Origin of the sequence: Pedobacter sp. FW305-3-2-15-E-R2A2 (assembly GCF_038446955.1) — a bacterium.
Lineage (GTDB): Bacteria > Bacteroidota > Bacteroidia > Sphingobacteriales > Sphingobacteriaceae > Pedobacter.
Genome location: NZ_CP151803.1, coordinates 3,355,166 through 3,377,274, shown reverse-complemented (window position 1 = coordinate 3,377,274; position 22,109 = coordinate 3,355,166). Strand labels below are relative to the sequence as shown.

Genomic DNA, 22,109 nt, shown 5'->3' with positions numbered 1-22,109 from the left:
TATTGTATAAAAACCGAATGTGGTTAAAGTTGATGTTATTTTTCTACGATTCTATAGATACCATATACCTCCTTGAAATTTCACAGACCTGTAAAATACCTAATATTAAGTATTTTACTTATTAATACTCAATATTAAATTAGTTCATCAATTAAATGAATTTTCGATGAAAGGATATCATCTGTTCTTATCTCTCATATTGTTTCATTTATGCTCATCTTGCAGCCTCAAAAAGGAGCAATCAAAAAAAACGGTATACCTATCAGATATCGACATTACCTACCGTGCCATCGACTCCATCCAACGGAAATTTGGTGACACCGATCAATCCCCCTTAAAAAGAGCAGGTTTCCAGCACTTTACCAAGCCCAATGCGTTTTCATTTTATATTTCAGAAATGGAAAGAATAACCGGAAAACTCGGAGAAGAAGAAAAAGCCTTTTACAAAAAGCTCTTCTATGATTACATCCCATTAAATTATCCAACGCCACTTCAAGATCCCCTTCAATATATGATATATACTCCGTTAATTCGGAAAATAGAATCCAGTTCTAAGACCATTTTACCCGGAAGTAACTACTCGCCTAAATATGGAACCTATTACCACAACTCAATAGAAGCGGAAAGAAAGTCAGCAAAAAACGATTACCTCATATTGATTCATTCCAGATACATTACTTTTTGTCATCAGATGGGAAAGGTGGCGCTTCAGTTTTACAAGAACAGCAATGAAAATATAGATATACCTGATACGAGTATCATTAAAAGTACCCTTCGAAGCGCTGAGGAAATACCGATGAACTTTCTCTACACTTTTCTTGAGTTTAACTATCCTAAATTCCCGATCAATGACTCCCTGCTTATGGAAACTCAGCCCTGGCTAAGAAGGGATTTTGTAAGTAAGGCCGTACAGTATTGGAACAATGCCAATGAGACCTTTTTAATTGGCCATGAATATTCACATGCACTCTTAAAGCACAAAATCGACGCCGAAGATGGAAATGAACTGATGAACGACGCGTTAAACCTTCAGTCCTGGCAAAATGAACTTCAGGCAGACAGCCTTAGTCAGGAAATTCTCTGCGATATCACAGCAAACGGAAAGAAAGATTCCTTCCAAATGGGATGGAACAAATATCTTTTATATGGCGGACTCTTCTACCTCAATACGCTTAAAATATATGAAGATGGTCAATATGTAATGGCAAATGGAATGCAACCTCCGAAGCTATCCCAAAGTGACTACCAAACCATTATGCAAATCATCCAGAGCAAGGGGGATCTAAACAACTTGAAACGCTTTGCTTCACTCGGTAGTGCCATTAAAAGCAAGGACCACCCCCCTACCGAAATCCGTATTGAACTAATCGAAAGACAGATAAGTAAACTCCTTAGCCATCCATATTATCAACAACATGATATCGATGACTATGAGGAAAAGACTAAGATATTGGCAGAACGGATGCTGTTTGCCCTGCGTGAAATGAACGCTATATCTGGTGATGCCTTTTTAAATGCCTACAAATTACGAGACACTTTAAACCAAAAATATAGATGAAAACAATGATCAAAATCATTACTTTTTGCATGATTGCACTTAGTATATCTGCTTGTTCTAAAAAAGTAAACCCACCACCACCGCCTGACCTTGGCTTTGAAGCCTTTTCATATCCCAGAACATCCTGGGCTCCAGGACTGGTTTTCAGGATCAAGGATGGGGAAGATATTCCATGGGAAGTTACCACGCTAAAACCCTCCAGGTTTGATACAGGTTTCGTTTTCTTACCAACAACTTATCAGAAGAAATTTAAGAAAGGTGGAGGTTTTTTAAAGTTTCTATTTCTTAATCCGACCGACACTACAATCAAAGCCAATTATAATAAGGAAGTTTCAGTTTCTACAAAAATAGGTCAGGGACTATCAGAAAGTATAAATAACGACGAAATAGATAGATTGGTGCAAAATTCAAATATTAACTGGAAGGATAACAATAGATACTTTATTATACAATCTACGCTTTCTGCGAAGCAGATAGACTATAAGTTCCAAAATAAATCAGGTGCAGAATTTGCCATGAAAATGCAAAAAAAGGCCATTGATGGGGGCGCGGGCCTACACTGGAACAATGTAGATTCTACCGTACTAAATCAAGTCTTTGACCGGAATTACAGAATATATTATAAAGCAATGCAAATAAATGCAATGGGATCAGCATCAAGCAGCACCAAAATATATACTATAAAACCAACAAAAGTCTCCGTCAAAGATTAGCGTCCGTTAGTAATGTTTTTCCAATTTCATAAAAAACATTACTAATTTTTACCATTAGCATCTGGTAAGACAAGCAATGGAATGCTGGTATGTTTCGCCATTTTTTGGGTATCGCTGCCTTTTAAAATAACATCGACGAAGTCGTGTGAACGATGTACCATCACCAGTAAGTCGACCTTCTCCGCTTCACAGCACAAACTTAGCCCAGTTCCTACCTGTTCATTTTCTATAGGTTTGTAGAAAATATCCGGGTAGCTGGTCTGGGTTTTAACTTTTGTAAGGATGGTATTGACCCCATTCCTGTGATCCGCTCTTTCCTCATGAAGTGTATGTACTTTGGTGACCAGGATCTCGGCTCCGAATGCGCTGGCCAAAGGAACAAGCTGAGCAATGACTTTCGCATCCTGCTCGGGATAGCTAAAATCAGTGGCATAGGCGATTTTCTTTACTTTACTCATGCTGGCCACAGGTGGAACAAGCAAAAGCGGACAAGTTGCAGAATTGATCATGTTTCTGGTATTATTTTCCAGCAGAAAATGTCCAAGACCTTTGCGGTGAGTTCCCATGACCACCATCTCTGCGTCACAGATACCCATTACATTTTCCAGTACATCTGTCAGCCTACCCGTTTGATTGACACAACTGATCTGCGGATGAAAGCCACTGGAATGATCGGTATGTTCAAAATGTTTCTTTAAGCGCTTCAACTCTTCATTACTATCTTCAATCAGCCCGTCAAATCCATTCGTTGACCAGACGAAGCCTCCCGCCTCGGCAGCCGGAACCGGAACAAAAATGGCATTGCATAAAAGGACGTCTAACTGTAAAAACTTTGCCAGATGATAACCGTACTCCACGGCATGATTGCCACTTTCGGAAAAGTCTGTTAATAAAACTATTGTTTTCATATGATCTCGACGACTAATTAAAAGATTAACCACATCAAATATCCTGAATAGGTTTCCGGGAAGCTATGACCCACATCATCGCCTTTACTGACACAGGTCACCTATTAAACTGATCTGCATCATGTTTATGATTTTCATTTTAGCTGAACTTTATAGCACAGCCCACAAGCTAAACCAGAACAAATATTTATCTAAAATAAGCATATGACAGAATCATCCAGCGTTTCCCCGATATCAACCCAAGCCCGTTTGACCCCGGTAAATCCAATAACAACTTCCGAATTCAACAACCTGCTGATTGCAGAAATCTCTTCGTTAAGAAAATTTGCACGAAAGTTCAGTTCTGATTATCAGGAGATCAATGATTTGGTTCAGGATACCTTGATCAAGGCATTGAGGTTTTGGCAGAAGTTTAGAACCGGAACCAGCATGAAAGCCTGGTTATTTGTTATCATGAAGAACAATTACATCAACAATTACCGAAAAATAGCACTTAACCGGACCATATTCGATCCTAATGAAGATGCCGCTGATTCCTCTTTGTATTCAAATCACACTGAAAATGCAGCGGAGTCAAAGTTTATTAATGACGACATTAAAACAGCCTTATCCAAGCTACCTAAAGATCTTCAGCTGCCTTTTAAAATGTATACTGATGGCTATAAATATTGGGAAATTGCAAAGCAAGCCGGTGTTCCGATGGGAACCGTAAAAACAAGGATGCATGTTGGCCGGATCCAGCTAAAAAAAATATTGAAAATTTACGAATAATCCTGTCCGATACCGGACATTCGCTGTTCGTAAACGCACATTATCGTTCCAAAAAATCATTAGATTTGTTCTGGTCAGTTCCCTCAACATCAATCTTCTAATTTGGCATTCCATTGGCATAAAGCAATTCATGGAAAAACTAAGTTTTAAAATAGCCTGGAGAAACCTGTTAAAAGATAAAGGTTTTACATTGATCAATCTTGGTGGATTAGCGATTGGAATTGCAGCTGCTCTCCTGCTTTTACTGTATGTTGCCAACCAGTGGAAATTCAATACCCAATATCAGGATGCCGAAAACATATATGAGGTAAAGGCCAACAGTCTGGACCATGCCGGCAAAATAATCGGCACCACCGACCTCAGTCCGAATTCTCTTGCTGCAGCCATGAAAGCCGAAATTTCCGGTATAAAAAATACGGCCTTCATCACCTGGCCAACCAAAACATTACTGGTAAATGGAAATACAGGAGTTAAAGTTGAAAACAGATTAGCGGAGCCTGACATTCTTAAAATATTAAGTTATAAATTCATAAGCGGGACTGCAGAAACGGCATTTCAGCGCCCTAACTCCATTATTCTAACCCGAAGTACTGCTCATAAGTTGTTCCCTCATACCAGCGCTTTTAACAAGGCGATAAAGTTCATGAATTTTGCCAGTCTGACCGTAACAGGCATCATAGAAGATTTCCCGGAAAACATCAGCTACAGCTTCGAAAGCCTGGTATCATTGAACGAGAACCAGGGCATTTTTCCAAAAGCAGCACAATGGGACAATTTTTCGTTTTATACCTTGCTTAGCCTTAAACCAGGTGTAAAAGTTGATGATTTCAATCTGAGAATTAAAAATATCCTACATAAGCACAATGATAAATCCATGAATGAACCTTTCATTTACCCGATCCTAAAAAACAACTTATATGGTGAATTTGTGAACGGAAAACCCGCCGGAGGTAAAATTGATCAGGTACGTATTTTTATTGGCTTATCGATTGGGATTTTACTGATTGCCTGCATTAACTTTATGAACCTGGCTACTGCAAAAGCGGGGAAACGGGCTAAAGAAGTAGGAATTAAAAAGACAATAGGTGCAAGCAGGGCCTCACTCATCAGTCAGTTTCTTTTAGAATCAGTTCTTATGGTGATGTTTAGCTTCATCATTGCCATAGTGATTGTTGAAATTAGCTTACCCTTATTCAATTCTTTGTTAAACACCAGACTGAGCCTTTCCAGCCTGGACAAATTGAATTGGGCATATGTAACGATCGCCATATTACTTACCGGAATAATATCAGGAAGCTATCCCGCATTTTTTCTATCTTCATTTGACCCGGTAAATACTTTAAAAGGCAAAGTAAGACAGGGCTCCTCTTCCATTACCCTTAGAAAAATTTTAGTAGTTGTTCAATTCAGCTTTGCCATGTTTATCATCACAGGTACGATTGTCGTTTATAAACAGCTTCAGTTTATTAAAAACAGACCTATGGGATATAATAGCGATGCGTTGGTAGAAATGCCCATGGAAGGAATGCTTTTTCAAAAATATGAATCCCTGAAAAATCGTCTGCTGCAATCTGGTGCAGTAACCGCGATGTGCAAAACAACATCCAGCATATCTACACAAAACTCGATTACCAGTGGATTGGAATGGGAAGGCATGTCGCCATCCGCAAAGACACTAAGTTTTAATCAAATCATCACCACCGACGACTTTAGCCGCACGACAGGTATAAAAGTGCTCCTGGGAAGAGATTTTGATAAAAAAATCAGTTCCGACAGCAGTGCAATTCTGTTAAACAGAACTGCGGTTAAAGCAATGAACATCACCGATCCTATTGGAAAAAAAGTGCTTTACCTTGGAACAAAAAGAACGATAGTTGGTGTTTTTCAGGACATCATATGGGCGGATCCGGGCAAAAAAGAAATGCCAATGGTGGTTGGCTGGATCTCCTCCATCCCTAACGTGATTACCATGAGACTGAGTCGTACACAAAATACAACAACCGCTTTAGCCACCATCAGTAAGTTAACAAAAGAGTTGAATCCTGTTTATCCCGTAGAACTCACTTTTGTAGATCAGTTGTACCAGGTAAAATTTGAACGCGAACGGGTACTTTCTATGCTCTCCAATCTTTTCGGCGGACTTGCCATCCTGATTTCCTGCCTGGGTCTCCTCGGTTTGTCGGCCTATAGTGCCGAGTTGAGAACTAAAGAAATCGGGGTTCGAAAAATCCTGGGTGCAAGTCATACCAGCATCGTCACCCTACTCAGCTGGGATTTTGTAAAAATGGTATTGATCGCCATCACGATCAGTATTCCCATAAGTTATCAGCTCATGAATTTATGGCTTTCCAATTTCGATTTCAGAATAGAGATCAGCGCATTTATGATCCTGCTCTCTGCCTTAGCAGTCCTAATAATTGCCTACCTTACGGTAAGTTATCAAGCCATAAGGGTAGCCATTGCAAACCCTATAGATGCCATCAGGTATGAATAGATTAAAGATCTTTCCTCTTAAACTTCCTCAGCGAGATCAGCAAAGGAAAAACAATCCAGACAAATAAACCCAGAAAAGAAATCACAATACCTAAACCATTTCCAAAAAACTCCCTGAATATGGCTCCTGTATAGCCCATCAGCGCCGATATATCCATTTGCAATAAGATTTGTATGCGGCCTAAATCAATCGGATTAAGAAAGCTGAAAAACACCATTACCCTTTCCAGTGGATAATCCTGAAACTGGAACAACAGGAACAATACCATGGCATCAAAAATCAGGGAAAAATAGAGCCATAGCAGTATAGAAAGGCCGATTCCTTTTGCCTTGTCACGAATGATGCCGGCAGCAAACATTGCGATGCTCACAAAGATGATAGTTAAGAACAAGCCCATTGCAATCATCATTAGTCCTGTGCTGTCGGCATGATACAGGAGGATTGGGATCCCTACGCCAATGAAGAAAGCCAATGACAAGGACGAAGCCAGACCCCCAAATAAACTCAGCCAGATGGATTTTCTTTTTACCGGCTGGCCAACAAGCAGCTCTATAAATTCGGAACTGTTGTAAATGTAAATGGTCGAAAAGATGATACAGATCAGCGGAACAATAATCAGGATAATGTTCAGCAAGCTCAACAATCCCTTCGCAGAATTGCTTTCTAACGTAAAAACACTGAAAGCAATCACCAGCAATAAAAAGGTATAAATGAGGACTATTTTATTCTGAATAATATCGAGGAGTACGTATTTGTAGATTTTTTTCATTGGAAAGTATATGATTTATCGTGTTTTTGTTCATTGGAAAGCATCATCATTTTCGCAACAGCTTTGGACAACCTTTCTTCCCCCGTCTCTTCCTGCAATTGCTTTATTTTCTTTGAAAACACCCGCTTTCCGTCCTGCATATAAAAGACTTCTGTGACGAGGTCATCCAGCTCACTTAAAACATGTGAAGTAATCAAGATCAGTTTACCTTTTTCTTTTTCCAGGATGATTTTCTCCTTCAGTTTTTCAGAAGAAACCGGATCCAGTCCGGCAGTAGGTTCATCCAGGATCAACACATCCGGATTGAAGAGAAAACTTAAACAGGCACTCACTTTCTGGCGGGTACCTCCGGATAAGGTGTGCATTTTTTTAGGCATCAATGCTTTCAGCTCAAAGCTGTCCATCAGGTCTTCATCCAGTTCTTTACAACTGTCTTTTCTAATGTCTTTCATCATTTCGAAAACATTGGCAATGGTCATATTCTCGGGATAGCGACCTATTTGCGGCATGTAGCCAATCCGGTTGCGATAAAGCCATTGTCCGGCAATCGGTTGATGGTCAAATTCAATCGTTCCGCTATCCGGAACTACCATTCCTAAAATGGTCTTGATCAGTGTGGTTTTGCCACAGCCATTTGGCCCGAGCAAGGCAATACACTCTCCTTTGGAAAAGGTCACAGACATTCCGTCTAACGCTTTCAACCTGGAGAAACTCTTGGTGATGTCTTTTATTTCAATCATAAGGGGATTCTTTTCATAACCGGTTTATCGTCCTTTAAACTTTCAGGAGTTACACCAGGTAGTATTTTTTCTGTTTTATCTAAGAGGGAAACAATCAGGCTTCTAAAAAGCATCAGTGCTGCCGGATTGCTGTCAATGATCATGGAGTACATGCTGACCGGATGATAAGGCACATCTCCCAGGCCATCTCTTCCAAGGTCATAACCTTCATATTTATCCCAGTAATTGCCCGTAAACGTATTCAAGACCAATGAACCATTGGTCCCTATATCGAAGGTATTTCCTACAAAATTACTTCTGGTAAAATCGTTTCCATCGCAACTGGCCTGTATTTTAACGGCCCAGCCATTGTGCTCAAAAGTATTGTGATACAGCTTGATCCTGCTGCAACCTTCCATGTGCAGGCCGACGGTATTTCTGGTAAAATAATTACCGGAAATGTCGCTGTCTGTAATGTCCTTCAACAAAATCCCATAAGCCGCATCCCCCCAGTTGTTTAAAAAGTGGTTGTTAAACATGTGAATGTGCTTGCTGTACATTACTGCCACTCCTGCCTCATTGCTTTCAAAAATATTTCCGATATAGGTATTGCGGTTTGAAAACATAAAGTGAATCCCATAGCGGACGTTCTTCGTGCTGACATTTCTCCAGATCAGTGAATTTTTGACAAACTCAAAATACAGGCCGTCCCGGTGTCCTTTGATTTTATTTCCAATGATGATCAGGCTATCCGAGCGCCAGCAATGAATGCCGTTTCCACTCTGCAGCTCATTCTTACCATAGGCCGTGATCGAATTGTTTTTGATGGTGCATTTTTTACTGTTCTGCACATAAATGCCAAAATTGGTATCGTCCAGGATGTTATTGATGGCTGAAACCTGATAACTGTCGTAAATCATAATCGCACCTAAATCCCTTATTTCTGACCTTCCGGTACGCTGTAATTTAAAACCTTCAATCAGGACGTTTTTGGCCTTAATGGAAATGATGGCGTATTGTTTATCGCCATCAAGCACAGGAAAGTTAATCCCTTTTAAGGCAATGGACTTCTGAATGAGAATGTTCTTTTCTTTATAAAAGCCCGGATCCACCAGAATGGTATCTCCTGCTACCGAGAAATCTATAGCCGCCTGTATGGACTTAAAGGCTTTTGACTTGCCCACACGAATGGTTTTACCTTGTGCACAAAAAGCTGCAAAGCAGAGCATCAGAAGGGTATATAAGGTTCTTTTCATTAATTCGCGGTCATCAATGTTTGGAAACTGACTTCTTCACCTTTAACAATTTTTGCTTTTTCCTTTAGCTGCTGTGGGTTTCCAAAGCAGGCCATATTTCCGCCCATCGGGGACCTTAGCGCATCACTTTTCAGCAGAAAAGCTTTTTCTGCTTCTATAAATCCATGAGGCTTTTCATAGTCGACCAGATATATGGATCCCATATCTTCTGTTTTAACGGTTTGTGTTTTTTTGAATTCAAGCAGGCAATGCAGGTCGTCGAACTTGTAAACCTTTCCTTTTTTAGTGATCAGTTCTGCACCAAAACGCTGATCTGCAATGCCCATTTTACAAAAGCCACAGGCATCAACTCCTACCCGGATGGGCTGAGGGCCACTGCTGCAGGAAGCCAGCAACGCGATTAAAAACAAAGCCGCAAGGGCTGCTTTTCCTTTTTCCATAGTAAATATTCTTTTTTTCTGAGTTCTGTATTGTAAGATAATGGCGGTCAATAACAGGCCACCAACGCCGATAAAGATCCATCCACCGATATCTGGGATAGAATAGGCACCAAAATTTAAAAGTTGTTTATAGCCGATCAGCGGAGGCTGATAGCTCATTCCCGGAACGTTAATCGCCGCATTCGGGTCCAGATCATGTCCATATTGGTATTCCCATCGCCAGAAATCGGCCATGGCCACTACCCCAAAAATCACGAACAGGGTAAATACAGACACCAGCCATTTATAGGTTTTTAAAAACGAAGCCACCAGCAGACAAAAGATGGCAAAGAAAACGATGAGGTAAGGCAATACCCTAAACTCCACAAAGTCTTCCGTATGCAGGGTTTTCATCCCGATATAATGGTTGAGGCCATTGATGATGTCTACATTGCCGGCAAGTTTATGGGGGTACATCTTGAGCACAAGCCCTTCCGGATATTGAGGAGCGGCCAGCTCAATTTGCCATAAGGGCACAAAAAGGACAACGAACAACGCGAGTCCGCAAAATAAAACGAGCAGTCTGACGGTATTGCTGAGTTGAACAGTTTTCATAATGATGGACATAATATTAAAGAGGCAGGAATTAATTAACCAGGCAGAACTGAGCATCAGATCTGCCTGGCTTTTTTTTATGGGGTGGTTATTTTTTTAATGCTTCTTCAGCAGCCTCTGAATTTTTGCCCAGACTGAAGGAAAGCGGAACATTGGATCCTTTTGGAGAAACACGTACATATCCCTGCATTTCCTGATGTAAAGCGCTACAGAAATCGGTGCAGTAAAATGGAAAGATGCCTGTTTTTTTAGGAACCCATTTTAAGGTAGAGGTCTCCCCTGGCATCACCAGCAATTCAGCATTAAGATTACCTTTTACGCCAAAACCATGGGGTACATCCCAATCTTGTTCCAGATTGGTGACGTGGAAATAAACTTCATCACCTACCTGGATGCCCTCAATATTATCCGGAGAGAAATGGGAGCGCATGGCGGTCATGTAAACATGAACTTTATTCCCTTCACGAACCACTTTGGAGTTCTTTTCTCCCATCGTTACGTAAGGGTTTTTGTTCTCTTCCAGTTTAAAGATCTTTTGAGAATTTTTAGCAATCAAATCGGCAGGAGCCATTTGCGCATAATGCGGTTCACCAATAGTTGGATAGTCTAAAAGCAGTTTCATTTTATCACCGCTGATGTCAAACAATTGCGCACTTTGAGCCAATTCCGGACCAGTAGGTAAAAAACGGTCTTTGGTAATCTTGTTATAGGCAATCAGGTATTTACCATAAGGTTTTTTAGTATTCCCACCTGCAATGGTTAAATGGCCCGGAGAATAATAGGTAGGCTGCCTGTCTAATATTTTCAGGTCCTTAATGCTCCATTTCACGATTTCGGAAGAAATAAAGAAGGTCGTATACGCGTTTCCTTTACCGTCAAACTCGGTATGTAAAGGGCCTAGACCTGGTTTCTTTACTTCACCATACAATGCGGCTTCATATTTCAATACCGGAATACCACCATAAGAACCATCATAGGTTTTGTTGGCAATTGCCTTTTGGATCTTGCTGAAAGAAAATACAGGAATTAGCGCAGCTAACTTTCCGCTTCCAACAATGTATTCGCCAGTAGGGTCTACATCACAACCGTGTGGCGACTTAGGACAAGGGATCATGTAAACCAGATCCGGGAAATCCTTTACATCCAGAACAATCGTTTCCTTTTCGTTGGTTGAAGTCGCATTGTGGGTAGACTCGCTGTATTTATTATGCGTGTAATTGGCTTTAACTTTCTTCCCTTTTCCCTGTCTCACATATTCTTCTGCTTTTTTCCAATTCACAGCAAGGATATAATCTTTATCCCGTTTGGAAGCATTCACTTCCAATAAAGTATGTGCCTGCTCAGAATTGTAACAGCTAAAGAAAAACCAGCCACCGCTTGGCCCTTTACCGCTATGACTTAAATCGAAGTTCATACCGGGTAACAGGAGTTGAAAAGCAAGTTTCATTTCCCCGTCTTTTGGAGCTACACTAATGAAACTCAGTGTCCCTTTAAAGTTTTTCTTATAGGAACTGATCGGAACATCTCCATTCTCATTATCCAAAGGCACACTGAAACGTGTACCCGCCACCACATATTCGGTATTTTCGGTAATAAAGGGAGAAGAGTGATTTCCGGCACTGTTTGGAATTTCTATAATTTCGGCAGTCCGGAAGGTTTTCAAATCTATCCTGGCTACCCTTGGGGTATTGTTTTCGTTCGCGAACAGCCAGCGTCCATCAATTTCCCCATTTGTTTGTGACAGATCCAGGTGATGCTGATCTCCCCATGGTACTTCGCCATGAGAGGTATTTAACATAGGCTTGGTTTCTTCACTATATCCCCAACCCTTTTCAGGATCGACGGAAAAGACAGGAATCACCCTCAATAAACGGCCTGAAGGAATGCCGTAAACACTGACCTGTCCGCTAAAACCACCGGAAACAAAATTGTACATTTCATCGTACTTACCTGGTGCTACATACACCTTTCCGGCGGCATCACTTCCAGTCGCATCTCCTGCGCTTTTAGGCTTACAGCCAGAGAAATTCATCAGCATCAAAACGCTTGCAAATGAATAAACAGAGTATAGAAACTTTCTCATAAAAACATATATTAATTGAACATTATTTTACACCATCATTTTGTCTGAGATACTCCAGAATATCTCTCGCATTTTCGTCCGTAAGACTTTGATTTGGCATCCGGACCATACAGATTTCCAACATCGCCTGAACCTTGGGATCTTTGTCGATCATGACGTCAGTATTGGTCATAAAATTCATGATCCATTCTGCCTTATGCCGACTGGTTACTCCTGCCCATCCCGGACCTACCAGCTTTTCGTCGGTCAGCTTATGACAGGATGTACATTTTAAATCGGCAACCTGCTTGCCTCTGCCGGCCATTGCATGATCAAGTTTTTCCCCTAATTTGACCTCGGTAAATTTTCCCTCCCCGCGATTGGGATCGTAACCGGACTGCTCAGTTGTGCCAGCTGTCTCTGCGCCGGTTTCTCCGGATGTTTCTGTCGAACTGCTGTTGACCTTCCCACCGCAAGCGGCTATTACTAAGGCCAATGCGCAAATAAAAAATAGTTTTTTCATAACGAAATATTGGTTTGTTTAACTATGTAATAGTACTGCAATAAACCGTTTTAGGAAATGATACAAATCACTTCAAAGCCAGGTAATAAATGATATTTATCATGTTTTAAACCGTAATTTTTACTGTAATTGAGAAAATTTATAACCTATATCACACATTGCTTCAAAGCTTATGGAATCAACGTCTTTTCATTTGAATAAATGGCTGAAAACAGCCCTTCTGAATTTCTTCGTAGTGGCCCTGGCCGGCATCATTTTACGGTACAAAATAAATTTCCCTTTGCCTTTGATCAGCCAGAAACACCTGCTGCATGGCCACTCCCATTTTGCTTTTGTAGGTTGGGTTACCCTGGCCCTGATGGCACTGTTGGTAAACTATCTTTTGAAAAACGGACTAAAAACCAATTATAGAAAATACCATTGGATTCTTCTCGCCAATACCATTACCGCATACGGGATGTTACTGACATTTATTGTCCAGGGTTATGCGCTCTTTTCCATTACCTTTTCGACACTTTCCATCTTTGTCTCTTATGTTTTCATTTATTTTTTCTGGCAGGACCTGCGAAAAATTAAGGAGGAACATGCCGTTAAATCCTGGTTCAAATCGGCATTATGCTTATGGGCGCTTTCCTCACTGGGAGCATTTACCTTAGCCTTTTTAATGGCGGCCCAGATTAAAGTCCAGGATTATTACTTTGCAGCAATTTATTTCTTCCTGCATTTTCAATACAATGGCTGGTTTATATTTGCGGGTTTCGGCTTGTTATTTTCATTTTTTAGCCGACAGGGAAATGCCCTCTTACTAAAGCTGAACAAGGCTTTATTTCTGATACTTGCAGTTACTGTCATTCCCAGTTATTTTCTTTCGCTCCTTTGGTTAAAACTACCGTCTTTTGTTTATTGGACCGCCAGTTTGTCGGCCGTTTTCCAACTATTAGCACTCTTTTATTTCTTTAAATTTTTCAAACTCCTCAAAGCAGAAACCAATGGTCGCTTCTCAAAAACAACCCGGTATTTATGGCTGTTGGCCGGACTTTCATTGGTCATTAAAATCACCTTACAGTTCTTATCCGTTTTCCCAAGCCTGAGCGATTTCGCATTTGGCTTCAGGCCGATCGTGATCGCCTATTTACATTTGTGCTTTTTAGGCATTATTTCATTTTTCCTGATTGGTCATTTCAATGAGGTTCTTGCCCCGTATAGAAAAATGAGCAGATCCGGAATTGTCATTTTTGTTTCCGGCGTGCTCATCCAGGAAATGGCATTGATGATTCAGGGTTTGGAAATGATCGGATTAAATCTTCTGATAAAAACAAATATCATCTTATTCGTCGCTTCAATAATCATGGGAATAGGGTTGCTCCTGATGGTTTTCAAAATATGGGGCATAAAAAAATCCATTGCAAATTCGATTCACAATGGATTAACCAACACTTAAGGTGCTTATCGCTGTCTAAGTTCCTTTTCTAAGGCAAGTGCTTTTGGAAACAAAATGTTGTTTTCCAGATGCACATGCTTGTGTAAATCATTTTCATATTCATCCAGCTTCTTGTATAAAATGGTGTAAGAGTTACAAGCACCGGCAGGTAAGGTAAAATTACCGGTCAGTTCGCGGATAGTTTGTAAGGCCTCACCAGCTTCTTCATGTTCAGACTCCATCATTTGGATTGGATTAGCTACTGCTCCGAAAGCACTTTCCAACAATCGTCCTGCTTTATCCTGAACATCCGACATTTCTTTGATAAAGGGAAAAAGAACCTTCTCTTCTTTCATCAGGTGTAAGGTTAAATCACTGGCCACTTTTGCAAAAATCTCTGCCACCCGAATGGTTTCAGGATGTTGAGCACCATGTACCGAAGCTACTTTATTGGCCAGTTCCAGGATAAAAGTGGTATTGTCTTTTACATATTGATGGTGCGTATTGATGATGTAATCGGTCAAAAATCCAGGATTCCATTTGTTATAGTCATTATCTGAAGTAACAGGAGCTTCTTTTAATAGTTCTAGTGCTTTTTGCAAGGATTCGGTATCTATTCCTTTTTTTGCACAAACTTCGGTAAGTGTCTTTTTTCCACCGCAGCAGAAATCAATGCCAAACGATTTGAAGACCTGTGCTTTTCTGTAATCTTTTGTCACCATTTCTCCAATGGTTTCCTCATTTTGGAATGTATCATTTTTCGCAATTTTCACTTTCCATAATTCAGGACCGTTCTCCAGATATGCCCAGTCAAAATTCTGACCTCTCTCTGCCAGTAACTGGTAATACAATGGTTTCGGATCATGGTCATTGTCAATGATAAAAGCTTCTCCGGGATTTAAGTTGTCGTACATCTCAAAAATCGTTGGGTGTTTTAAGCGGGGTTCTAAGGCGGTAACATTTAAAGTGACTATCGTTTCCATAATGTCTTTTTTAAAATGAATAATATAAAGGCAAATCTATCTCCTGCTCCCCCTTCCCTTTTATGATCTCAATCACATCCGGAAATAATATATTGCTCAATATCCCCGAAGCTTTCTGATTCCTGCAGCAGAGATAAAATCAGCGTTCCATTCCGGATCCCACACCACTTTGACTTCTGTATTGAAAGTTTCAAAAGATCTCTCCAGACAGTTTTTAGTCGCAGATAAAATACTTTCTCCCATTGGGCAAGACCTGGACGACAGCGTCATCTCTATACGCAGAGACAGCAGGTCTTCTTCCATTTCTATGGCGTAGATCAAGCCAAGGTCAACAATATTGACCTCTAGTTCAGGATCAATAACGGTTTTTAAAACACTGACAACTTGAGCTCTATATTTCATTGATGCTTCGGGATGGTTCATATTTTTCTGTTTTAATGGGATGTAAAAGCAAGCAAAGAACATGAATGCTATAACATAAAGCCATCAGCAGTAAACTACCTGCAGCAATGTACTTCAGGATATCCGATGACAAAAGAAAGCCGGTCATGAAGCTCAGCAGAAAGACAAGGAATGCGACAAACTGAAGGTTCAGAAGGGAATTATTGATCAGATCTGCCGGCATCGGCGTTTTAACTTTGCCGGTGAGGTGTTCATAACACTTCAGCCAAACGATATACGGCAAAATCTTGAAAGTCTGTCCTGAGATTAAGGAGCTGATCCAGCCCATAAAGATTAAAACCCCATAGAACACCGATAAATTTGTAGCCAGTGGATGCTGTTTCAAATGATAATAAAGCAGGAAGGGCAAGGTCAATATCGCCAATCCCAGCAAAATAAATGAACCCAGCGTTTGAACCATAGGTAAATCAATATTTGCACGGATTCTCGTGGTCACACACTGATAAACGAAGGCCAGATAAAAACAGATTCCAAGCACTCCTAAAAAGGAAATCACATAGGTCTTAAAGTTAATTCCGTAAAAATAACCGTCGACGATAAACGACAATAACGCGGCATTGATGAGGTAATAGCTATAAGATAACAAATGTGTCTTTTGATATTTTGAAACCAGAAACATGGGCAGCAGTTTCGCACTGACTCCAATGATGAGCATTAAAAACCAACCTGCAATCCCCATGTGTGCATGTAACCTTAAGAACTGCAAATGGTCTTTAGGCAAAAAAGAAAATGTAAAATTAAAGACCATCAGCCCACCTAACAGAACCGTTAAACTCAGCCATAAACAAGATGTTAAGATAAATTCCGTAACCATCGAATCTTGTTTCCGGTCCTTCACCGTCAGGAAAACATTCAGGTCAAATGAAACAACAGCTGCAAATAGCAGGAAGCTGGCAACCTGCATATACACGCCCGGATTAAACACCCAGAAACAATAAACCAGCAGAATGACTCCCGGCACAAAGAAAGCCAGGCTAAGCCAGGAAAGTTTGAGGCTAAATAAGCGCGTCTCCAGAATAAAGGGGAGCAATTGATATAAGGTGCCAAAGATAATTATTGAACCCCAGCCCAGGGCTGCAATGTGTGTTAAAGCCAATATTTTAGGTTGGAAGTAATGACCGGAAAGTTCTTCCACTGAAAAGAGGAACAGGATCGCCAGGGCCAGAAAAAACAAGGCAGCGATCAAATAATGACAGATCGCAATTCTGTACAGGCCGTTTTGAGGTTTAACAACACTCATGATTTGTAGATCAATAGTTCCAATTCCTGATCTGATTTATAGTGAATCAAAAATGTCAATCCTCTTTTAGTCAGCTCCGGGATTAGAAATACAGGAAGCTTTTTATGCTGCACATATAACAATTCATCAGTCGCCAATTCTTCCAGGTTCGCTATAATCCGCAGCATAGGCTGAGGCATTTCCAGCTGACGAACATCAATGCACCGGATCTTCTCCGGACTAAATTGATGCCGCACGCTATCGAACATTCTTTTGTCGACCGAAACCAGATTCCCTTCAGAGGAGGCCTTGCTGATCAGCCCCGCTTCTTCCTTTTTTTCAAACCAGGTAACCACCAGGTTTTCTTCCACAACCTCTACCTGATGCAGAAAACCCTGGTCATGGAGCAAATTGATCAGTGGCACAGGTTCAAAGGAGTTGATTATTTTGATACATTCTCCTTTTTTTACGGAACCTGCCAGTTTTAAAATCTCTTTTAAAGGGTCTATATCCTGATCCAGATAAGGGCGAACATCGAGTTCCCTGATATTTTTATGGCGACTGAAATCTATCGTTTCCGGGGCAGACAGCATCCCCTCCTCCAACTTTTCATCAATACAAAAGCCGATCTGTTCCATACTCGATAAAAAAGCATCAACTTCGCAATGCGCAATCCTGCAGGCATCCTCAATGCTGATGCGACGGGCAAACAGGTTTCTCAAAATCGGATTTCTCAGCTTGGAAAAATTCCGGTTAAGCTTCGCCAATGCCTCGATCACTGCTTCCTGATTTACCGCTAACAATGCGGTGATGCGCGTATTTCTGTTAATCGTCAGTAGTCCTATATTTTTCATCTTTATTTGTGTTAATTTTCCCCATAAAATCTTCCTGAGCTGCCCCAGATTGAGCTATCTGAAAACGACCTGAATGTGAGCCGTTGAAAAATCTTTGTTGATGAACTCCCTCCCGGAATAACCGAGATTACCCAGGGTGGGTACCTGGTTCACAAAATGCTGGACATAATAATTACCCTTGTACTGTCTGTTTTCTAAAAAACTGACCATTTCCCTAAAATCTTTTTCAGTAAAGAGATCAGCATGAATGGTCGTTCTCAGTTCAAAACGCGTAGGCGACTTGATCAAAAGCATTAATGTTTCTTCAAACTCAGCAAACAAATCAGCGGAGGTTACCGCTTGAAATGCCTCCGGTAAGGCTTTAAAATCCAGTGCAATATAATCCACGAGGTTCGCCTCCAGAATCTGCTTCATTACTTTTGGCCTGCTCCCATTCGTATCTAATTTCACAAAATACCCCAGGGCCCTGATTTCTTTTAGGATTGGGATCAGATTTTTATGCAGGGTACATTCTCCACCGCTCAGTACGACCCCATCCAAAATCCCTTTTCTGGAATGGAGGAAGTCCATTATTTTGGCCATGCTCAGCTTTCCTTTTCCCAGTACGATATCCGGGTTATAGCAATAAGAACAACGCATATTACAGCCTGCAAACCAAAGGATGCAGGCTGTTTTATCCGGATAATCAAGCAAGGTAAATGGGGTAATGCTATATACCGGCGTTACAGTTTTCATTTTCTGTGAAATGTTTTCTCTGCTGATGCTCGCCTTTTTTTCCGGTATTAAAACTCTCGACAGGCCTGTGATACCCCATAACCCGGGTATAGACCAGACATTTCGTTCTTTTTTCAGAATAACGATTTAAAATTTCAAGCTGTTCCTGTGTTTTCATAATGCAAGTCTTTTGATTGGTGATATTCATTTAAAATTGATTCATCGCAAAGCGGGCAGTATTCATGTTCTCCATTTAAATAACCATGAACGGTACAGACACTAAAGAGCGGCGTAACTGTGATGTACGGCAGTCTAAAATTGGTCAGCACCTTCCTGACAAATACCTTGCAGGCTTCCGGAGAAGCTATTTTTTCCCGCATATACAAATGCAAAACCGTTCCCCCGGTATATTTACATTGCAATTGATCCTGTAACAGTAAGGCTTCAAAAGGATCATCAGTATGGTCAACAGGAATCTGAGAACTGTTGGTATAGTAGATATTTGCGTCCTTTCCAGCCTGCAGGATATCAGGGAAACGTTTTTTATCTTCTTTAGCAAAACGATAAGTAGTCCCCTCTGCCGGAGTAGCTTCCAGGTTGTACAGATTTCCGGTGTCTTCCTGAAATTCTTTCATCCGCATGCGGATATGTTCCAGAATCTCTAATGAAAAAGAGATCCCCTGGGAATCGGTAATCGTATACTGACCTTCCGAAAAATTCAGGATCATTTCGTTCATCCCGTTTACACCAATCGTCGAAAAATGATTGCGGAAATGATGCAGGTATCTTTTGGTATAAGGATATAAACCCTGGTCATACATTTCCTGAATAAAGACCCTTTTCTTTTCTAAAGTCGACTTGGCGAGGTAAAGCAACCGATCCAGTTGTTCATAAAGCATTTCCTTATTTCCCTTATACAAATACCCCAGACGGGCCATATTGATCGTCACGACGCCAATACTTCCCGTCATCTCGGCACTCCCAAAGAGTCCGTTGCCCCGTTTCAGCAATTCTCTTAAATCCAGCTGCAGGCGACAACACATGCTCCTTACCGCATTGGGTTTATAGGCATCGGGATTCTCTGTTTGATTTCCATCTTCATCCAGCATATACTGACTTCCGATGAAATTCTGAAAATAAGAAGAACCAATTTTCGCGGTATTCTCAAAAAGCAGGTCTACATTTTCTCCATTCCAGTCAAAATCTTCTGTAATGTTCACGGTCGGAATGGGAAAGGTAAAAGGTTGTCCGCCGGCGTCTCCTTCCGTCATGACGGTATAATAGGCCTTATTGATCATGTTCATTTCTTTTTGAAAATGTTCATAGCGCAGATCTGTCAGCTCGGTTGCCCCTCTGTTTCTTGCTTCAGTCATCAGTGTCTCCTCCACAATACCAGTAAAAAGATGAAGGTCATTTTTTGTGGGCATCTGCGCTTTCAGATCCTGGGGAACCAACCAGTCGAGTGTAATATTGGTAAAGGGAGATTGCCCCCACCTTGCCGGCACATTCAAATTATAGACAAAACCTCTGATCGCCTTCAACACCTCCTCAAAAGAAAGCTGGTCTTTGAAAACATAAGGCGCGAGATAAGTGTCAAATGAACTGAAGGCCTGTGCTCCTGCCCATTCACTTTGCAGGATTCCTAAAAAATTAGCCATCTGACCTAAAGCCTCCCTATAGTGCGAAGGGGCTTTACTTTCCACCCTTCCCCGCACGCCGTTGAAGCCTTCGTTCAGCAATGCCCTGAGGCTCCAACCGGCGCAATAACCGGTAAGGCAATCCAGATCATGAATATGGAGATCTGCGGAACGATGGGCATACCCTTCTTCGCGGGAATACACTTTATCCAGCCAATAATTGGCGACAATCTTTCCAGCCATATTGTTCACCAGGCCTGCATTGGAATAGGAAGTATTTGCATTTGCTTTAATTCTCCAGTCCGTCTGTCTGATGTATTCCTCCACCGTCTGCGTGCTGTCTACATAGGTCGTATCTTCATTTAAACCGGCAACATGTTCCCTTTGCATCTTCCGGGTATGGCGATACAGCATAAAAGAACGCAGTACCTCAAAATGTGCGCGGTCAAAAAGAACGCGCTCAATTACATCCTGTATATCTTCCACCGCCCATATGTCCTTTAAAGCCAACCTACTTAACACCAATTCACCAACACTTTTATCGGGGAGCATTCCTACACTTTCAAATGATCTCTTTATCGCATCTTCAATTTTAAAACCTTCGAAATGATGATAGGTTCCGTTTCTTTTTATCACTTGTTTTTTCATCGGAATCTGTTTATTTCAAGTGTTTACTCGACAATTAGCTGGCCTTTCATCATAGAGAAATGTCCGGGGAAAGAACAGATATAATCGTAAGTACCTTTCTCAGTAATGGTAAACTCAATTGTATCCGATTCTCCTCCGCCAATCAGTTTGGTATGCGCAATCACGCTGGTGCTTTCCGATTTAGGGATATAGTCGCTGTCTTTGGCAGTCATTGCTTTTTGTGCAAATGCGTTCAGATCAGTTCCTGGTTTTAACAGGACGAAATTGTGGCCCATGGCAGTTTTTTCCATTTTACCGGTATGCTTAAAGACCAGGGTAATCGTTTCTCCCGCCTTAACACGGAGTTCTGTTTTGTCGTACTGCATCTGGTCGTTTCCCTCCAGCGTCAGCGCGTTGCTGGTTTCCGGCGAAACATTGCTGCTCTCCTCCTGAACGGGCTCTGTAGTGGTTTCCTTTGCCGGATCCACAGCCTGACTTTTATCTGCGTTTCCACCACAGGAACTGAGGGCAAAAACAACTGCGAATAGTAACGTTGAAATACTGATTGATCTTTTCATTTTGATTATTTTATGGTGATTATTAATTTGTATTCAATTTGACAGGAAAGCGATGGCTCAAAGTTATGAGGCCGCTACAGGTGTTTTTTATGACTGAAATCATAAAGAATAGGGTCTGTAAACTTTGCGGTTATGGATCGTCAGTTCGCCCTTTTTTTCGAGTGATTTTATGGAGCGGATCACCGTTTCCACCCTTAATCCTGTGAGGTCAGCGATTTGTTGTCTGGTAATTTCTACCCTGTACGTCTCCCCGGCCGGCACTTTATTGATTTTAATTTTAAAATAATCAATGAGCTTGAGGACCCGGTGTTCCGGATCCTGAGAAGAGATTTCTGAGGCCATGATGGACTTAAAATACAGCCGTTCGGCGAGGTTAACCGTCACCTGAAGGTGGACCTGGGGATGGCTGGCCAAAAGCTCCAGAAATTTATCTTTCGCGAGGAGGAGGACTTCCGAGGGCACGATCGCTTCAGCATTGGCGGGATAGCTGTCCTTAATAAAAAGAGGAGGTTCTCCAAAACTGTCCCCCTCCGTAAAAAGGCCCTGAACAAATTCCTTCCCGTCGTCGTTAAAATTATTCATTTTTACCGCTCCCTTAAGGATCTGAAAATAATACCGGGGCGTATCTCCTTGTCTGAATAACATTTCCCCCTTTTCAAAACTTACTGTTTTGGCTCCAAACTGAATTAAAAAATTCGCATCAATCATGACTTAATTTATTAAATCAGGAGATCATCGCCTCCTTGATGACGAAGTTAATTCGCAGCCGATCATTCTCCAGGAAGCGGGATCACTTATATAAGTGATG

At 41.2% G+C, this 22,109-nt stretch carries 21 protein-coding genes; 5 read left to right on the top strand and 16 right to left on the bottom strand.

Annotated elements, in window-relative coordinates:
* Positions 1 to 166 precede the first annotated feature (166 nt).
* Together AAFF35_RS13370 and AAFF35_RS13365 are read left to right on the top strand one after the other, a co-directional pair.
* Positions 167 to 1,558, top strand: a complete 1,392-nt coding sequence (locus AAFF35_RS13370; protein ID WP_342333016.1) for a hypothetical protein — start codon at positions 167 to 169, stop codon at positions 1,556 to 1,558.
* Positions 1,555 to 2,271, top strand: a complete 717-nt coding sequence (locus AAFF35_RS13365) for a hypothetical protein (RefSeq protein ID WP_342333015.1) — start codon at positions 1,555 to 1,557, stop codon at positions 2,269 to 2,271. Before AAFF35_RS13370 ends, AAFF35_RS13365 begins: the two co-directional genes overlap by 4 nt.
* 41 nt (positions 2,272 to 2,312) lie before the next feature.
* Here the strand turns inward: AAFF35_RS13365 and AAFF35_RS13360 are convergent, their stop codons facing one another.
* Complete coding sequence (locus tag AAFF35_RS13360) at positions 2,313 to 3,179, bottom strand: universal stress protein (protein WP_342333014.1); 867 nt, start codon at positions 3,177 to 3,179, stop codon at positions 2,313 to 2,315.
* Positions 3,180 to 3,383: 204 nt separating this feature from the next.
* Between AAFF35_RS13360 and AAFF35_RS13355 the strand changes: the two genes are divergently transcribed.
* Together AAFF35_RS13355 and AAFF35_RS13350 are read left to right on the top strand one after the other, a co-directional pair.
* On the top strand, positions 3,384 to 3,950 hold the full coding sequence (locus AAFF35_RS13355; protein WP_342333013.1) for an RNA polymerase sigma factor: 567 nt from the start codon (positions 3,384 to 3,386) through the stop codon (positions 3,948 to 3,950).
* Positions 3,951 to 4,080: 130 nt separating this feature from the next.
* The gene (locus AAFF35_RS13350; protein WP_342333012.1) at positions 4,081 to 6,444 is read left to right on the top strand and encodes an ABC transporter permease; all 2,364 of its coding nucleotides are present in this window, start codon (positions 4,081 to 4,083) and stop codon (positions 6,442 to 6,444) included.
* 1 nt (position 6,445) lies between these two features.
* Here AAFF35_RS13350 and AAFF35_RS13345 read toward each other — a convergent pair whose 3' ends face one another.
* The 6 genes from AAFF35_RS13345 to AAFF35_RS13320 all read right to left on the bottom strand — a co-directional run bounded on the left by AAFF35_RS13345 (position 6,446) and on the right by AAFF35_RS13320 (position 12,807).
* Positions 6,446 to 7,213, bottom strand: coding sequence for an ABC transporter permease subunit (locus AAFF35_RS13345; RefSeq protein ID WP_342333011.1), 768 nt, complete (start codon positions 7,211 to 7,213; stop codon positions 6,446 to 6,448).
* Complete coding sequence (locus AAFF35_RS13340; RefSeq protein ID WP_342333010.1) at positions 7,210 to 7,953, bottom strand: ABC transporter ATP-binding protein; 744 nt, start codon at positions 7,951 to 7,953, stop codon at positions 7,210 to 7,212. The genes AAFF35_RS13345 and AAFF35_RS13340 overlap by 4 nt, the downstream gene beginning before the upstream one ends.
* Complete coding sequence (nosD, locus tag AAFF35_RS13335; protein WP_342333009.1) at positions 7,950 to 9,188, bottom strand: nitrous oxide reductase family maturation protein NosD; 1,239 nt, start codon at positions 9,186 to 9,188, stop codon at positions 7,950 to 7,952. Before nosD ends, AAFF35_RS13340 begins: the two co-directional genes overlap by 4 nt.
* The gene (locus tag AAFF35_RS13330; protein ID WP_342333008.1) at positions 9,188 to 10,222 is read right to left on the bottom strand and encodes a nitrous oxide reductase accessory protein NosL; all 1,035 of its coding nucleotides are present in this window, start codon (positions 10,220 to 10,222) and stop codon (positions 9,188 to 9,190) included. The genes nosD and AAFF35_RS13330 overlap by 1 nt, the downstream gene beginning before the upstream one ends.
* An 88-nt stretch (positions 10,223 to 10,310) precedes the next feature.
* Positions 10,311 to 12,305 carry a Sec-dependent nitrous-oxide reductase gene (gene nosZ / locus AAFF35_RS13325; RefSeq protein WP_342333007.1) on the bottom strand — a complete coding sequence of 665 codons (1,995 nt, stop codon included), beginning with the start codon at positions 12,303 to 12,305 and terminating at the stop codon, positions 10,311 to 10,313.
* A gap of 22 nt (positions 12,306 to 12,327) precedes the next feature.
* Positions 12,328 to 12,807: a cytochrome c gene (locus AAFF35_RS13320; RefSeq protein ID WP_342333006.1), complete on the bottom strand. Its 480-nt coding sequence runs from the start codon at positions 12,805 to 12,807 to the stop codon at positions 12,328 to 12,330.
* A 172-nt stretch (positions 12,808 to 12,979) separates the two neighbouring features.
* On the opposite strand from AAFF35_RS13320, the gene AAFF35_RS13315 reads away from it, so the two are divergent.
* Positions 12,980 to 14,248 carry a hypothetical protein gene (locus AAFF35_RS13315; protein ID WP_342333005.1) on the top strand — a complete coding sequence of 423 codons (1,269 nt, stop codon included), beginning with the start codon at positions 12,980 to 12,982 and terminating at the stop codon, positions 14,246 to 14,248.
* Positions 14,249 to 14,253: 5 nt separating this feature from the next.
* On the opposite strand, the gene ric is transcribed toward AAFF35_RS13315, so the two are convergent.
* The 9 genes from ric to AAFF35_RS13270 form a co-directional block, all read right to left on the bottom strand.
* A complete protein-coding gene (gene ric, locus AAFF35_RS13310) occupies positions 14,254 to 15,210 on the bottom strand; it encodes an iron-sulfur cluster repair di-iron protein (RefSeq protein ID WP_342333004.1) in 957 nt (318 codons plus the stop codon).
* Between the two features lie 96 nt (positions 15,211 to 15,306).
* On the bottom strand, positions 15,307 to 15,612 hold the full coding sequence (locus AAFF35_RS13305; RefSeq protein WP_342333003.1) for a metal-sulfur cluster assembly factor: 306 nt from the start codon (positions 15,610 to 15,612) through the stop codon (positions 15,307 to 15,309).
* Positions 15,602 to 16,912 (bottom strand): hypothetical protein, encoded by a 1,311-nt coding sequence (locus tag AAFF35_RS13300; protein WP_342333002.1) that lies wholly within the window; start codon positions 16,910 to 16,912, stop codon positions 15,602 to 15,604. Before AAFF35_RS13300 ends, AAFF35_RS13305 begins: the two co-directional genes overlap by 11 nt.
* Complete coding sequence (locus AAFF35_RS13295; RefSeq protein WP_342333001.1) at positions 16,909 to 17,745, bottom strand: DUF2249 domain-containing protein; 837 nt, start codon at positions 17,743 to 17,745, stop codon at positions 16,909 to 16,911. Before AAFF35_RS13295 ends, AAFF35_RS13300 begins: the two co-directional genes overlap by 4 nt.
* Positions 17,746 to 17,799: 54 nt before the next feature.
* Positions 17,800 to 18,480 carry an anaerobic ribonucleoside-triphosphate reductase activating protein gene (locus tag AAFF35_RS13290; RefSeq protein ID WP_342333000.1) on the bottom strand — a complete coding sequence of 227 codons (681 nt, stop codon included), beginning with the start codon at positions 18,478 to 18,480 and terminating at the stop codon, positions 17,800 to 17,802.
* Positions 18,455 to 18,559 carry a hypothetical protein gene (locus AAFF35_RS13285; RefSeq protein ID WP_342333364.1) on the bottom strand — a complete coding sequence of 35 codons (105 nt, stop codon included), beginning with the start codon at positions 18,557 to 18,559 and terminating at the stop codon, positions 18,455 to 18,457. Before AAFF35_RS13285 ends, AAFF35_RS13290 begins: the two co-directional genes overlap by 26 nt.
* Positions 18,560 to 18,614: 55 nt before the next feature.
* Positions 18,615 to 20,744, bottom strand: a complete 2,130-nt coding sequence (locus AAFF35_RS13280; RefSeq protein ID WP_342332999.1) for a ribonucleoside triphosphate reductase — start codon at positions 20,742 to 20,744, stop codon at positions 18,615 to 18,617.
* A 23-nt stretch (positions 20,745 to 20,767) separates the two neighbouring features.
* Complete coding sequence (gene azu / locus AAFF35_RS13275) at positions 20,768 to 21,301, bottom strand: azurin (protein ID WP_342332998.1); 534 nt, start codon at positions 21,299 to 21,301, stop codon at positions 20,768 to 20,770.
* Between the two features lie 99 nt (positions 21,302 to 21,400).
* The gene (locus AAFF35_RS13270) at positions 21,401 to 22,009 is read right to left on the bottom strand and encodes a Crp/Fnr family transcriptional regulator (RefSeq protein ID WP_342332997.1); all 609 of its coding nucleotides are present in this window, start codon (positions 22,007 to 22,009) and stop codon (positions 21,401 to 21,403) included.
* Between the last annotated feature and the right edge of the window lie 100 nt (positions 22,010 to 22,109).

Excerpts from the sequence above, each read along its gene's own strand:
- AAFF35_RS13370 (WP_342333016.1), top strand. The coding sequence starts at position 167 with ATGAAAGGATATCATCTGTTCTTATCTCTCATATTGTTTCATTTATGC.
- AAFF35_RS13365 (WP_342333015.1), top strand. The coding sequence starts at position 1,555 with ATGAAAACAATGATCAAAATCATTACTTTTTGCATGATTGCACTTAGT.
- AAFF35_RS13360 (WP_342333014.1), bottom strand. The coding sequence starts at position 3,179 with ATGAAAACAATAGTTTTATTAACAGACTTTTCCGAAAGTGGCAATCAT.
- AAFF35_RS13355 (WP_342333013.1), top strand. The coding sequence starts at position 3,384 with ATGACAGAATCATCCAGCGTTTCCCCGATATCAACCCAAGCCCGTTTG.
- AAFF35_RS13350 (WP_342333012.1), top strand. The coding sequence starts at position 4,081 with ATGGAAAAACTAAGTTTTAAAATAGCCTGGAGAAACCTGTTAAAAGAT.
- AAFF35_RS13345 (WP_342333011.1), bottom strand. The coding sequence starts at position 7,213 with ATGAAAAAAATCTACAAATACGTACTCCTCGATATTATTCAGAATAAA.
- AAFF35_RS13340 (WP_342333010.1), bottom strand. The coding sequence starts at position 7,953 with ATGATTGAAATAAAAGACATCACCAAGAGTTTCTCCAGGTTGAAAGCG.
- nosD (WP_342333009.1), bottom strand. The coding sequence starts at position 9,188 with ATGAAAAGAACCTTATATACCCTTCTGATGCTCTGCTTTGCAGCTTTT.
- AAFF35_RS13330 (WP_342333008.1), bottom strand. The coding sequence starts at position 10,222 with ATGAAAACTGTTCAACTCAGCAATACCGTCAGACTGCTCGTTTTATTT.
- nosZ (WP_342333007.1), bottom strand. The coding sequence starts at position 12,305 with ATGAGAAAGTTTCTATACTCTGTTTATTCATTTGCAAGCGTTTTGATG.
- AAFF35_RS13320 (WP_342333006.1), bottom strand. The coding sequence starts at position 12,807 with ATGAAAAAACTATTTTTTATTTGCGCATTGGCCTTAGTAATAGCCGCT.
- AAFF35_RS13315 (WP_342333005.1), top strand. The coding sequence starts at position 12,980 with ATGGAATCAACGTCTTTTCATTTGAATAAATGGCTGAAAACAGCCCTT.
- ric (WP_342333004.1), bottom strand. The coding sequence starts at position 15,210 with ATGGAAACGATAGTCACTTTAAATGTTACCGCCTTAGAACCCCGCTTA.
- AAFF35_RS13305 (WP_342333003.1), bottom strand. The coding sequence starts at position 15,612 with ATGAAATATAGAGCTCAAGTTGTCAGTGTTTTAAAAACCGTTATTGAT.
- AAFF35_RS13300 (WP_342333002.1), bottom strand. The coding sequence starts at position 16,912 with ATGAGTGTTGTTAAACCTCAAAACGGCCTGTACAGAATTGCGATCTGT.
- AAFF35_RS13295 (WP_342333001.1), bottom strand. The coding sequence starts at position 17,745 with ATGAAAAATATAGGACTACTGACGATTAACAGAAATACGCGCATCACC.
- AAFF35_RS13290 (WP_342333000.1), bottom strand. The coding sequence starts at position 18,480 with ATGAAAACTGTAACGCCGGTATATAGCATTACCCCATTTACCTTGCTT.
- AAFF35_RS13285 (WP_342333364.1), bottom strand. The coding sequence starts at position 18,559 with ATGGGGTATCACAGGCCTGTCGAGAGTTTTAATACCGGAAAAAAAGGC.
- AAFF35_RS13280 (WP_342332999.1), bottom strand. The coding sequence starts at position 20,744 with ATGAAAAAACAAGTGATAAAAAGAAACGGAACCTATCATCATTTCGAA.
- azu (WP_342332998.1), bottom strand. The coding sequence starts at position 21,301 with ATGAAAAGATCAATCAGTATTTCAACGTTACTATTCGCAGTTGTTTTT.
- AAFF35_RS13270 (WP_342332997.1), bottom strand. The coding sequence starts at position 22,009 with ATGATTGATGCGAATTTTTTAATTCAGTTTGGAGCCAAAACAGTAAGT.